Raw genomic sequence first — 12,205 nt, 5'->3', positions numbered from 1 at the left:
ATTCGTATCTTAATTGACTAATCTAAAAAAGTCAAATTTATTACTACAAAAATTTGAAATGCAATAAAATCCATGAAAAGTTATTCATTCTTCACTATCTTACTTCTCTGTTTAGCCATATTTATCGTAGATTTTCTTGCTTTCCATTGGCTAAAATCTATCACGAATCTCATCAGTTCTCCCTTCTTAAAAAACTTGATTCATATCGTATTCTGGTTCTTTACTATTGGATTAATAACAGCTATTATTATTTTAAAAATCAGGCTGGACCACATACAACCTAGAAGAAAACAGTTACTCATTTCTTCCTTATATGGTTTAACAATTTCATCTTTTATTCCAAAAATAATTTTTGTCATTGTTATGGCTGTATTCTTTTTTAGCAATTACATAATTTCAGAAAAAACATCGCTATTAATCATTCCATTTATAGGGCTGTTTGCTGGATTTCTTCCTTTTTTCGTGATAGTATATGGCATTTTTAAAGCTAGATATCACTTTAAAGTACACCATATAAAGCTGTCATTCAAACAACTACCAGACGTATTCCATGGTTTGAAAATTGTTCAAATTTCCGATTTACACTTAGGAAGTTTCAACCATCAGTTTCATATTTTAGATCGTGCCATTTATAAAATCAATCAATTAGAACCAGACTTGCTTTTCTTTACAGGAGATTTAGTTAATAACTTTGCATGGGAATTACGTGGCTGGAGAAAAGCTTTTAGAAATTTCTCTCCTAAGATTAACAAGTTTGCTGTTTTAGGGAATCATGATTATGGAGATTATTGCAAATGGGATTCTAAAACAGCTAAACAAGAAAATTTTAATGCCATCAAAACGTTTTATAAAGAAAACGATTTTAAACTGCTACTTAACGAATCTGAAATCATTGAAAAAGAAAACGATAAAATAGCACTAATAGGTGTTGAAAACTGGGGAAAACCACCATTTAAGCAATATGGCGATTTAGAAATAGCATTAAAAGGTACTGAAGACATTCCTTTTAAAATTCTCTTATCTCACGATCCATCTCATTGGCCAGAAGAAGTCATTGATCAAACCAACATCGCTTTAACCCTTTCGGGACACACACACGGCATGCAAGCTGCTTTTAAATTGAAAAATAAAGAATGGAGTCCAATAAAATACAAATACAAACATTGGGCTGGTTTGTATAAGGAAAACCAGCAATGTTTATATGTAAACAGAGGTTTGGGGTGGCTTGGATTTCCTGGAAGATTAGGCATGCGACCTGAAATCACATTCATTGAATTACTAAAAGATTAAGTGTTTACTGATTTATGTCATAGTCTTTAAGTTTAAAAAGCATTAGGTTCGTATATACATTTAGTTGCAAAAACACATAGTTATGATTACAAATATAGAAACCAAGGAATGCCACTTTATCCTTGAAAACAATTACATAGGCCATTTAGGATACATTTTCCAGAACAAACCTTTTGTGGTTCCAATTACCTACTATTTTGATAAAAAAAACAACCATATTATTTGCTATTCTGGCGAAGGACACAAAATTCAAGCCATGCGAAAAAACAATACAGTCTCCATACAGATAGCAGAAATAGCATCTGTAAACAACTGGAAGTCTGTTTTAATTCATGGACATTTTGAACTTTATTTTGGTAGTGAAGCCAAAGCCTATCTTCATGAATTTTCTTTAGGCGTAAAAGATGTCATTATCGAGAAAGAACATATAAAACCAAATCAAATAAGCGATTTTTCAAGTAAAATTTACAAAGGTGAAACACCTTTTGTATTTTTAATTAAAATTACAGATATAACAGGTAAAAAAAGAATGCATTAAATACATTCGTTTCTATTAAAATTAAAAATCTTAAAAAAATGCCATATATCGATTATTATAAAATATTAGGCATCCCTAAAAATGCCACAGAAAAGGACATAAAGAAAGCATATAGAAAATTAGCTAGGAAATACCATCCGGACCTAAATCCTAACGATAAAGAAGCAGAGAAGAAATTCAAAGAAATTAACGAAGCTAATGAGGTTTTAAGTCATCCGGAAAATCGTAATAAATACGATGAACACGGGAAAGACTGGAAACATGCTGAAGAGTTTGAAAAAGCCAAACAACAGCAGCAACAGTATCAAGGCAATAGACAACAACAATATTCTGGCAACTTTAATGAAAGTGATTTTTCAGATTTTTTCGAATCAATGTTTGGTGGATCTTCTAAACAAAGAAGTAGTAATACCATGTTTCGAGGACAGGATTTTAATGCTGAATTACAACTAAATTTAAAAGATGTTTACACAAGCCATAAACGCACTTTAACGGTCAATAATAAAAATATTAGAATCACCATTCCTGCAGGTATCGAAAATGGTCAAGTCATTAAAATTACTGGTCATGGTGGCAAAGGCATCAATAATGGTCCAAATGGCGATTTATATATTACATTCAATATTGTAAACAACACTCATTTTAAAAGAGACAAAAACAACTTATATACAACTATAGATTTAGATTTATACAATGCGCTTTTAGGTGGAGAGGTTACCGTTGATACTTTTGACGGAAAAGTAAAACTAAAAGTAAAACCAGAAACCCAAAACGGAACTCAAATAAAACTCAAAAACAAAGGGTTTCCTGTGTATAAAAAAGATGGTCAGTTTGGCGACTTATACATTACTTTCAACATAAAAACACCTACAAACTTGACAGATAAGGAAAAAGAGTTATTCACCGAATTATCAAAATTAAGATGATCATGGACAGAGAGAATTTAATACCAATACAAGACTTTTGCTCAATATATAAGGTTCCAGAAACGTTTATTGCCTCCTTATACGAATACGAATTAATTGAAATTACAACCACTGAAAATACCCAAAGTGTAAGTGTTACACAGATAAAAAATATTGAAAAACTCATCAGGTTTCATTTCGAAATGGATATTAACCTGGAAGGTATCCATGCTATTTCAAATTTATTGGATAAAGTAGAAACCTTGCAGGAGGAAATTAAGAAACTACATAATAAGATTGATTTTTACGAAAGAGAATAAAATCCTTCCTTTTAATTCAATATCTTGTAAAAAACTTGAAAAAACACAATTAATAATATGAATTTAAACCTAGCAGTTCTTATAGATGGAGATAATATACCTTCGGCTCACGTGAAAGAAATGATGGAAGAAATTGCAAAGTATGGCAATCCAACTATTAAAAGAATTTATGGAGATTGGACCAAACCTCATCTTTCTAAATGGAAAGATCTTTTGCTACAAAATGCCATTACTCCCATTCAACAATACGCTTATACTACTGGAAAAAACGCCACAGATTCTGCTATGATAATCGACGCTATGGATATTCTATATTCCAATAAAGTGAACGGCTTTTGTTTGGTGTCTAGCGATAGTGATTTTACAAGATTAGCAACCAGACTAAGAGAAGCTGGCATGCAAGTAATTGGTATTGGAGAAAAAAAGACACCAACGCCTTTTATTGTAGCATGCGATAAATTTATATACGTTGAAATATTAAGAAATCAATCTGAAAAGAAAGACGAAACTAGCAATAAAGATAAAAGTAAAGACAGCATCGATAAAATTACACCTCAAGTAATCAAGCTTATCTCTACAACTATTGACGATCTATCAGATGAGGAAGGCTGGGCGTTTTTAGGAGATGTTGGAAGTTTACTTCAAAAGAAACAACCCAATTTCGATTCTAGAAACTATGGGTTTGAAAAATTAACTCCTTTGATTAAATCGACTGAAAGTTTTGAAATTGAACAAAGAGAAACACCAAAAAGCAAGCACAAATTAATTTATGTGAAAAACATAGAAAAGTCCAAAAAAAGATCTAAAAAATAATACTCCTTTATGAAACAAATCACATTAACAGGATTGATCATTTTAGCTTTTGTAAGTCTTATGACTGCTCAAAGCAAACCTGCATATCAATTATTTAAAAATAATGGCAAAACGGCTGATTACAACAAAATGATTACCGATTTAGCAGAAAGTGACATGGTTTTTTTTGGAGAATACCATAACAATCCTATTTCGCATTGGCTGCAATTAGAAATGAGTAAGAGTTTTTTAGACATTAAAGGAGATAAATTGTTTTTTGGTGCAGAAATGTTTGAAAATGGCAATCAATTGGTTTTAAATGAATATTTAAATGGTTTTTATGCTGAAGATAAAATGCTTCCAGAAATCACGCAATTATGGAGTAATTACAAAACCGATTATAAGCCTTTAGTTGAATTTGCCAAAGATAATAACCTACGTTTTATAGCTACAAACATTCCAAGACGTTATGCTTCTATGTTGAGTAAAAAAGGCATGGACGCTTTAAAGGAATTAAGCCCTGAAGCACTTTCAATGATTGGACCAGATTTAGAAACCTATTTCGACCCAACCGTTAAAGCTTATGCAGAAATGGCAGATAAAATGGGTGGCCATGTACCACCAAATATGCTAAATATTCAAATTGCTCAAGCCTCTAAAGACGCAACCATGGCACATTTTTCTTTACAGAATTTTAATGCTGGAGATTTCCTCTTTCATTTTGAAGGGTCTTATCATTCTAACTACAATCAAGGCATTATTTGGTGGATCAATAAAATTCAACCTGGTTTAAATATAAAATCTATTACAACGGTTATGCAATCTGAATGGGATGAGATGAGTAAAGAAGATAAAGCCGAAATAGCTAATTATATTATTGTTGTTGCAGATTCTATGACGCTGACAAAAGGATAGATTTAGAATAAAAGCTTTAATCTATTAAGATCAAAGTTTTGTAATGATGATAAAAATAGTCTAAAGGCGAGTCCCATATCAACATCTTGAGAAAAGCCAATCCAAATAATTGGATTACTTTTTTGTTTAAAATTTTACTTGAAAGCGAGTTTTCCGTAAATTTTTAAAACAAAAAAGTCGAAACTTTCGTTTCGACTTTTCATCTGTACTGAAGACGGGACTTGAACCCGTACGTCCTAATGGACATTGGATTTTAAGTCCAACGTGTCTACCAATTCCACCACTTCAGCTTGGTATGTTTTAATCAGTGTATAGAGCGAAAGACGGGATTTGAACCCGCGACCTCCACCTTGGCAAGGTGATGCTCTACCCCTGAGCTACTTTCGCAGTTTTTAATGAACGTACAATCTCTCGATTGCGGTTGCAAATTTAAAATATTTATATGAACTGCAAAGCCTTTTTTTAAAAATAATGTAAATTATTTTTAAGCCATCTTTTTCTTCACCAACATACGCTTTATTTCATTCAGTTTCATGAGTGCTTCTACTGGTGTAAGTGTATCTATATCAATGTGTAAAATCTCTTCTTTAATATTTTCCAACAACGGATCGTCTAGATTGAAAAAACTTAACTGCATCTCATTATCTAAAGTTTTTACTTTTTCTGTTAACTCTTCACTGGAATGAGATTGTTCTAATTTTTTTAATATTTTATTTGCTCGATGTAAGACTTGCTGTGGCATACCAGCCATTTTAGCCACATGGATTCCAAAACTATGTGCTGATCCTCCAGCAACCAACTTTCTTAAAAAAAGCACATTGTCTTTTAATTCTTTTACCGAAACATTATAGTTTTTAATACGCTCGAAGGTTTCAGTCATTTCGTTAAGCTCATGATAATGCGTAGCAAACAACGTTTTTGCTTTAGCTGGGTGCTCATGTAGATATTCACTTATAGCCCAAGCAATAGAAATCCCATCATAGGTACTTGTTCCTCTTCCTATTTCGTCTAGTAACACCAAACTTCTTTCAGATAAGTTATTTAAAATAGAAGCCGTTTCGTTCATTTCTACCATAAAAGTCGATTCTCCCATGGAAATATTATCACTCGCTCCTACTCTAGTAAATATTTTATCCACTACACCAATTCTGGCTTCTTTTGCTGGCACAAAACTACCTGTTTGAGCTAAGAGTACAATTAAAGCTGTTTGACGCAAAATAGCCGACTTACCAGACATATTTGGCCCAGTAATCATGATGATTTGTTGTGTTTCTCTATTTAAAAACACATCGTTTGCTATATAAGCTTCACTTGGTGGTAATTGTTTTTCAATAACTGGATGCCTTCCGTCTTTAATATCTAAATCGGTTGAATTATCCATGGTTGGATACACATAATGATTATCGTTTGCTAATTGCGCAAAACCACATAAGCAATCTAATTGTCCAATTAAATTGGCATTCTGCTGAACAGCTTTTATGTATTGCATCATCCAACCAATCAATTCTGAAAACAACTGTTGTTCGATTGCTAAAATGCGTTCTTCAGCTCCAAGAATTTTAGCTTCGTATTCTTTAAGTTCTTCGGTAATATAACGCTCAGCATTTACTAAGGTTTGCTTTCTAATCCATGCTTCTGGAACCTTGTCTTTATGTGTATTTCTAACTTCAATATAATAACCATAAACATTGTTTGAACCTATTTTTAAAGAGGTAATTCCTGTGCGTTCGCTTTCACGTTTCAGCATAGTATCTAAATAGGTTTTTCCAGAGAGTGATAACCCACGTAATTCGTCTAATTCCGAAGAGAACCCTTCAGCAATTGTAAATCCCTTTAAGACGTTTACAGGAGCATCTTCATTTAAAGTCTCCTTTATTTTCGCACGAAGTACGTCGCAACTTTGAAGTGTATCTCCAATAACTTTTAAAGCTTCATTCTCACAATTCGACGCTAAAGCTTTTATAGGAACAATTGCTTCTAACGAATTTTTAAGCTGAATAACCTCGCGAGGATTTACTTTGCCAGTTGCTACTTTAGAAATTAATCGCTCTAAATCACCAATATGTTTTATATGATTTTGAACCTTCTGAAGAAAACTTTTGTTTTTCCTCAAAAAATCGACAACTTCATGACGTTGCTTTATTTTCTTAACATCTTTTAAAGGAAGTGCTAACCAGCGTTTTAGCAAACGCCCTCCCATGGGTGAAATAGTTCTATCAATGACATTTAAAAGCGTGACTGCATTATTGTTTGTCGAATAATACAACTCTAGATTTCTAATGGTAAATTTATCCATCCATACATAATCGTCTTCAGCAATTCTACTAATGGACGTGATGTGTTGCAGTTTATTGTGTTGTGTTTCGGTTAAATAATGTAAAATAGAACCTGAAGCTATTATCCCTTCATGTAAATCTTCAATACCAAAGCCTTTTAAGGTTTTTGTGTTAAAATGTTTGATTAAAGTTTCGTTGGAATAATCTATTTGATATACCCAATCTTCTAAATAAAACGTGTGAAAATCATCCCCAAAAGCAGCCTTAAAATCGTTTCGCTTTTGTTTGGAGACAAGTACTTCACTAGGGTTGAAATTTTGAAGCAGTTTATCGATATATTCTTCATTCCCTTGAGACGTTAGAAATTCACCTGTTGTAATATCTAAAAATGAAATTCCAATATGTGTTTTTCCGAAGTATACAGAACACAAAAAGTTATTGGATTTTGACTTCAATACTTCATCATTAAAAGCCACTCCAGGAGTTACCAGTTCGGTAACACCTCGTTTAACAATCGTTTTGGTTTGTTTTGGATCTTCCAACTGATCGCAAATAGCCACTCGTTCGCCAGCTTTTACTAGTTTTGGTAAATAGGTGTTTAATGAATGATGGGGAAATCCAGCTAATTCTATTTCACTTTCGCTTCCTGCTCCTCTTTTGGTTAGGATAATCCCTAAAATCCCAGCTGTTTTAATAGCATCTTCTCCAAAAGTTTCATAAAAATCTCCTACACGAAACAACAACAAGGCATCAGGATATTTTACCTTGATGGCATTATATTGTTTCATTAAAGGCGTTACTTTTTTAGTTTTTTTTGCCAAGAGCTAGGTGTTTTTATTATCTAATTTCAATTCATTGCGAATTTAGTCAATTTAATAGTTGTTATAAAATAATGTTAAAAATAAAAATCTAATTATAGTTGCGTAATCTTTTAGTAATTTTGAGGTAACTTATTCTTAATTAAATCATTCTAAATATGAAAAAAATAATGCTATTAAGCTTTACCATGCTAGCTATGGTAACAGTTAGTGTGGCTCAAAACACAACTGAAACAAGCGCCACAAAAGCAATTGCTACACAAGATGGAGCAAAAATTGAATTTGAAACAGAAACCATAGATTATGGAACTATTGAAAACAATTCAGACGGAAACAGAGAATTCCATTTTACAAATACAGGTAATACACCTCTTGTAATTACAAATGCTAAAGGGTCTTGTGGATGTACAGTTCCTACTGTGCCAAAAGGAGCAATTGCACCTGGAGAATCTGCTGTTATTGGAGTAAAATATGCAACTAACAGAACAGGAGCTTTCAATAAAAGTATTACTATAACGTCAAATGCAGTTAATGCACCAACAAAAGTCATTAACATTAAAGGTACAGTTAATCCTCCAGCTACTGCTACTGCTACTGTTGAAAAATAATTTCAGCTTTAAAAGTTATATTAAAAACTTCCTTTTTATAAGGAAGTTTTTTTTTGAATATTTGTATTATGAGGAAATTAAAAAATAGTGAGTTAGGTAGGCTAAGTGTTGAAGACTTTAAAGGTGTAAAGAAAACACCGTTAATTATTGTGCTCGATAACATAAGAAGTTTAAACAATATTGGTTCTGTTTTTAGAACCAGTGATGCCTTTTTAATTGAAAAAATTTATCTCTGTGGCATCACAGCAACACCTCCACATAAAGACATCAACAAAACTGCTTTAGGAAGTACAGAAACCGTTGCTTGGGAATATGTAGAAAGCACCTTAGAATTAGTTGAAAAACTAAAAAAAGACAAGGTTAAAATAATATCTATTGAACAAGCTGAAAACGCGACCATGTTGAATAATTTTACACCTGAAAAGAATACAACTTACGCTTTGGTTTTTGGTAATGAAGTAAAAGGTGTGGCTCAAAACATTGTTAGTAATAGCGATTTGGTTATAGAAATTCCACAATATGGAACCAAGCATTCTTTAAATATTTCTGTAAGCTGTGGTGTGGTGGTTTGGGATTTGTTTTCAAAACTTACAGCAAACTTAAAATAGGTGACAAAAAAAATAAAGTCTCCTTGGCCTACTAAAGAGGTGATGAATCAAATTTATGACCTAAAACTCTGGGGAGGAAAAGCACACGATTTTTATTCTGGAATAGGCTCACACGACCCAAAAATCATTAATCCATATTTAGATGTTGTCATCGAATTTTTAGAATCTAAAAACAAGACTTTAGTGGTTTGCGATTTAGGTTGTGGCGATTTTAATATTGGCAAACATCTAACAAAATACACCAAAAAATATATAGCTATTGATATTGTTGAAAAACTCATTGTTAGAAATCAAAAACGTTACCAAGAAGATAATTTAGAGTTTCTTTGTTTAGACATTATAAAAGACAATCTTCCTGCCGGTGATTGTTTGATAATACGACAAGTACTGCAACATTTGTCTAATATTGACATACAAAGCTTTATTAAAAAAATAGCTCTTTATAAATATATTATTCTCACAGAACATATCCCTTTAGGTACGTTTACACCAAATAAAGATATTATTTCTGGTCAAGGCATCAGGCTCAAACAACACAGTGGTGTTATTCTAACAGAATCTCCATTTAATTTAAACATTAAAGATGAAAAAAGTCTTGGAGAACATATTCTAGAAAACAATAAAGGACGTATAGTAACCACATTATACAAACTACCTTAATCCAACTGGTACCTTAAAAAAATCAGCTTCTTTCTTTAATAGGAATCCAAACGTCTTCTTCAGTATTCTGTAAGTCTTTACTATAGTTCTCAGATAATTCTTCAAAATGTGCTTTGTTATCTAATTGGTAGTTGGAGTTCGGCAACCAGCTCTGAAAAATATATTGTCTGCTTTTTGGAAAATCTTGAATGGAACCTTTATAAGTAAAAACAGCATAAGTACCTGCTTTTAAAACAAACGTTTCCATACCATTCGGGATATTGTCTAAGTTAGAAACCTCAACACCAATCCATTTTTCAAAAACGGTTTGAGGACTCATCTCTTTTATATTAAGGGTTCCATAATTTTGAATTGAAAAAACATGTTTCCCAACTCGAGATGCAACTTCTTGACGTCTAGGCATAAATTGTCTAGCTAGTTTCCCTGTTTCTTGCTGAATTGTTTGAATGCTCATGTTGGTCTTTATGCCAATAACATATCTATCTTCTGTTTGCTCAATTCTATGCTGCATCATGTTCTTTACAAATTTCGCTTAATACCCAAAGATAATCTTCTCTATTTTCAACAAAATCCCGATCTGAAATATCTATGATTTTTACATTCAACTCCGATTGATTTTTAAGAAACTCAAGATATCCGGAATTAATTTTATCTAAATAATCGTTTTCAATATTTTGTTCGTATTCTCGTCCACGTTTTTTAATGTTTTCTTGCAAACGTTCTGTGTTTTGATACAAATACACATACAATTCTGGTTTCGCAATGTCTTTATACATTAAATAGAACAATTTTCGATACAGCTTAAACTCGTCTTCAGGCAAGGTGATTTTCGAGAAAATTAATGATTTATAAATATCATAATCGCTAATAATAAAATCTTTAAATAAATCTAATTGCGATAAATCGTCGCTAATTTGTTGGTATCTATCAGCAAGAAAAGACATTTCCAAAGTAAACGCATAACGCTTGGCGTCTTGGTAAAACTTTGGTAAAAACGGATTTTCAGCAAAGCGCTCTAAAACCTGCTTTGCATTAAAGTCTTTAGAGATCATGCTTGCCAGACTGGTTTTTCCAGCTCCAATATTTCCTTCTATAGCTATGTAATTGTAGTTTGAAAACTGAAACTGTTTGCTTGGGTTTTTCAACCAAATATTTATAGGTTCTAATTCACTGGTATCTTCACATGTTTCCAATAATTCTGCCATGTCTTTACCTAAGGTAGGGTGGATTAACTTAGGAGCTATTTCTAATAAAGGTTTTAAAACAAATTTTCGTTTATGAAGTTCTGGATGTGGGACTTGAAGTAGCTTACTATCTATAACTGCTTCATCTACAAACAAGATATCTAAATCAATTATTCTAGATTGATAACCTTGTAATTCTGTCCTTACTCTCCCTAAAGAAGTTTCGACAACTAGTAGTTCTTGCATCACTTTTTCTGGAGCCAAATCTGTTTCTAGAATAACACAACAATTCAAAAAATCGTCACCATCAAAACCTACAGCAGGTGTATTATACACTTTAGATATGATGTTTATTTTTCCAATTTTATTGAAAATTAAATTCATAGCATCCTGCAGATGTTTTAATCTGTCACCTTTATTACTGCCTAGAGAAATGTAAATTTTTTGTCGCTTATCCATTGAAAAAACAAATTAACTAAAAGAAATTTTAATAGTTTATATTTACCAAGCCTATTTATCCACAATTTTTCATGAGTTTAAAAGACAAACTTGCTGCACAACGTATCTATCTGCTTTTGGCTGCATTATTTATAACCTCATTAGTGGTTTCAAATTTAATTTTTCAAAAATTCTTTTATTGGCACCCAATAGATCCCGACATATCTGAAAGCATATTTGGAACAAAATTATTCGAGATTTCCGTTGGTATATTACCTTACCCTGTTACCTTTTTAATTACCGATTTAATTAGTGAAATTTATGGCAAAAAAAGAGCCAATCAAGTTGTTATTACGGGCATTTTTGCTTCGCTTTTTTCACTTTTAATTATATCGGTATCCAATGTGGCTCCTGCAACAAGTTGGTCTCCAATAAACGATCAATTGTTTTCTAAAGTTTTTGGAAATACCGTAATTGCAGTTACAGCAAGCATGTTGGCTTATCTATTTGCTCAATTTGTTGATATTCAAATTTATCATTTTTGGAGACAACTCACTAAAGGCAAACACTTATGGTTACGTAATAATTTTTCAACATTTTTATCGCAATTTGTAGATACTTGTACCATACTTCTTTTACTTTGCTCTTTCAACATCATTGCATGGGATAAATTTTACGGTCTGCTTTTAGCTGGCTTTTTATTTAAAGTTTTAATTGCTATGCTAGACACGCCTTTTCTTTATTTAGGTGTTTATCTTTTCAAAAAACGTTTCAACTTAAAAACAAACGAAGAAATCGACCTTCTTTAGGAGTATTAAAGTTTTATTAAACTTTTGTATATAAACAACTTTGA

13 protein-coding genes and 2 tRNA genes are annotated in these 12,205 nt (G+C 32.1%); 10 read left to right on the top strand and 5 right to left on the bottom strand.

Annotation, left to right across the window (positions count from 1 at the left end; translation table 11 throughout):
• Positions 1–195 precede the first annotated feature (195 nt).
• The 6 genes from ACI5KZ_RS11595 (at position 196) to ACI5KZ_RS11570 (ending at position 4,760) form a co-directional block, all read left to right on the top strand.
• Entirely contained in the window at positions 196–1,290 is a 1,095-nt protein-coding gene (locus tag ACI5KZ_RS11595) for a metallophosphoesterase (RefSeq protein WP_406847704.1), read from the top strand.
• Between the two features lie 82 nt (positions 1,291–1,372).
• Positions 1,373–1,828 (top strand): pyridoxamine 5'-phosphate oxidase family protein, encoded by a 456-nt coding sequence (locus tag ACI5KZ_RS11590; RefSeq protein WP_406847703.1) that lies wholly within the window; start codon positions 1,373–1,375, stop codon positions 1,826–1,828.
• Positions 1,829–1,866: 38 nt separating this feature from the next.
• Positions 1,867–2,754: a DnaJ C-terminal domain-containing protein gene (locus ACI5KZ_RS11585; protein ID WP_406847702.1), complete on the top strand. Its 888-nt coding sequence runs from the start codon at positions 1,867–1,869 to the stop codon at positions 2,752–2,754.
• A gap of 2 nt (positions 2,755–2,756) precedes the next feature.
• On the top strand, positions 2,757–3,053 hold the full coding sequence (locus ACI5KZ_RS11580) for a chaperone modulator CbpM (RefSeq protein WP_406847701.1): 297 nt from the start codon (positions 2,757–2,759) through the stop codon (positions 3,051–3,053).
• A gap of 57 nt (positions 3,054–3,110) precedes the next feature.
• Positions 3,111–3,866, top strand: coding sequence for an NYN domain-containing protein (locus ACI5KZ_RS11575; RefSeq protein WP_109309771.1), 756 nt, complete (start codon positions 3,111–3,113; stop codon positions 3,864–3,866).
• A gap of 9 nt (positions 3,867–3,875) precedes the next feature.
• The gene (locus ACI5KZ_RS11570) at positions 3,876–4,760 is read left to right on the top strand and encodes a ChaN family lipoprotein (RefSeq protein ID WP_406847700.1); all 885 of its coding nucleotides are present in this window, start codon (positions 3,876–3,878) and stop codon (positions 4,758–4,760) included.
• A gap of 206 nt (positions 4,761–4,966) precedes the next feature.
• On the opposite strand, the gene ACI5KZ_RS11565 is transcribed toward ACI5KZ_RS11570, so the two are convergent.
• The 3 genes from ACI5KZ_RS11565 to mutS all read right to left on the bottom strand — a co-directional run bounded on the left by ACI5KZ_RS11565 (position 4,967) and on the right by mutS (position 7,857).
• A tRNA-Leu gene (locus ACI5KZ_RS11565) sits at positions 4,967–5,050 on the bottom strand.
• 25 nt (positions 5,051–5,075) lie between these two features.
• Positions 5,076–5,147, bottom strand: a tRNA-Gly gene (locus ACI5KZ_RS11560).
• A 97-nt stretch (positions 5,148–5,244) separates the two neighbouring features.
• On the bottom strand, positions 5,245–7,857 hold the full coding sequence (gene mutS / locus ACI5KZ_RS11555) for a DNA mismatch repair protein MutS (RefSeq protein ID WP_109309773.1): 2,613 nt from the start codon (positions 7,855–7,857) through the stop codon (positions 5,245–5,247).
• Positions 7,858–8,012: 155 nt separating this feature from the next.
• Between mutS and ACI5KZ_RS11550 the strand changes: the two genes are divergently transcribed.
• The 3 genes from ACI5KZ_RS11550 (at position 8,013) to ACI5KZ_RS11540 (ending at position 9,730) form a co-directional block, all read left to right on the top strand.
• Positions 8,013–8,462 carry a DUF1573 domain-containing protein gene (locus ACI5KZ_RS11550; RefSeq protein WP_406847699.1) on the top strand — a complete coding sequence of 150 codons (450 nt, stop codon included), beginning with the start codon at positions 8,013–8,015 and terminating at the stop codon, positions 8,460–8,462.
• Positions 8,463–8,530: 68 nt separating this feature from the next.
• Positions 8,531–9,070 (top strand): RNA methyltransferase, encoded by a 540-nt coding sequence (locus ACI5KZ_RS11545; RefSeq protein WP_109309775.1) that lies wholly within the window; start codon positions 8,531–8,533, stop codon positions 9,068–9,070.
• Entirely contained in the window at positions 9,071–9,730 is a 660-nt protein-coding gene (locus ACI5KZ_RS11540; RefSeq protein WP_406847698.1) for a class I SAM-dependent methyltransferase, read from the top strand.
• 22 nt (positions 9,731–9,752) lie between these two features.
• Here the strand turns inward: ACI5KZ_RS11540 and ACI5KZ_RS11535 are convergent, their stop codons facing one another.
• A complete protein-coding gene (locus ACI5KZ_RS11535) occupies positions 9,753–10,244 on the bottom strand; it encodes a GyrI-like domain-containing protein (RefSeq protein WP_109309776.1) in 492 nt (163 codons plus the stop codon).
• The gene (folK, locus tag ACI5KZ_RS11530; protein ID WP_406847697.1) at positions 10,231–11,373 is read right to left on the bottom strand and encodes a 2-amino-4-hydroxy-6-hydroxymethyldihydropteridine diphosphokinase; all 1,143 of its coding nucleotides are present in this window, start codon (positions 11,371–11,373) and stop codon (positions 10,231–10,233) included. Before folK ends, ACI5KZ_RS11535 begins: the two co-directional genes overlap by 14 nt.
• Before the next feature lie 71 nt (positions 11,374–11,444).
• On the opposite strand from folK, the gene ACI5KZ_RS11525 reads away from it, so the two are divergent.
• Positions 11,445–12,161 carry a queuosine precursor transporter gene (locus ACI5KZ_RS11525; protein WP_406847696.1) on the top strand — a complete coding sequence of 239 codons (717 nt, stop codon included), beginning with the start codon at positions 11,445–11,447 and terminating at the stop codon, positions 12,159–12,161.
• Positions 12,162–12,205 lie beyond the last annotated feature (44 nt).

This window comes from Xanthomarina sp. GH4-25, assembly GCF_045363175.1.
Classification (GTDB): Bacteria; Bacteroidota; Bacteroidia; order Flavobacteriales; family Flavobacteriaceae; genus Xanthomarina.
This window is presented reverse-complemented; position numbering and strand designations above follow the sequence as displayed.

Coding starts and splice junctions, on each gene's coding strand:
- ACI5KZ_RS11580 (WP_406847701.1), top strand. CDS start 2,757: ATGGACAGAGAGAATTTAATACCAATACAAGACTTTTGCTCAATATAT.
- ACI5KZ_RS11550 (WP_406847699.1), top strand. CDS start 8,013: ATGAAAAAAATAATGCTATTAAGCTTTACCATGCTAGCTATGGTAACA.
- ACI5KZ_RS11570 (WP_406847700.1), top strand. CDS start 3,876: ATGAAACAAATCACATTAACAGGATTGATCATTTTAGCTTTTGTAAGT.
- ACI5KZ_RS11545 (WP_109309775.1), top strand. CDS start 8,531: ATGAGGAAATTAAAAAATAGTGAGTTAGGTAGGCTAAGTGTTGAAGAC.
- ACI5KZ_RS11585 (WP_406847702.1), top strand. CDS start 1,867: ATGCCATATATCGATTATTATAAAATATTAGGCATCCCTAAAAATGCC.
- folK (WP_406847697.1), bottom strand. CDS start 11,373: ATGGATAAGCGACAAAAAATTTACATTTCTCTAGGCAGTAATAAAGGT.
- ACI5KZ_RS11535 (WP_109309776.1), bottom strand. CDS start 10,244: ATGATGCAGCATAGAATTGAGCAAACAGAAGATAGATATGTTATTGGC.
- ACI5KZ_RS11575 (WP_109309771.1), top strand. CDS start 3,111: ATGAATTTAAACCTAGCAGTTCTTATAGATGGAGATAATATACCTTCG.
- ACI5KZ_RS11590 (WP_406847703.1), top strand. CDS start 1,373: ATGATTACAAATATAGAAACCAAGGAATGCCACTTTATCCTTGAAAAC.
- ACI5KZ_RS11525 (WP_406847696.1), top strand. CDS start 11,445: ATGAGTTTAAAAGACAAACTTGCTGCACAACGTATCTATCTGCTTTTG.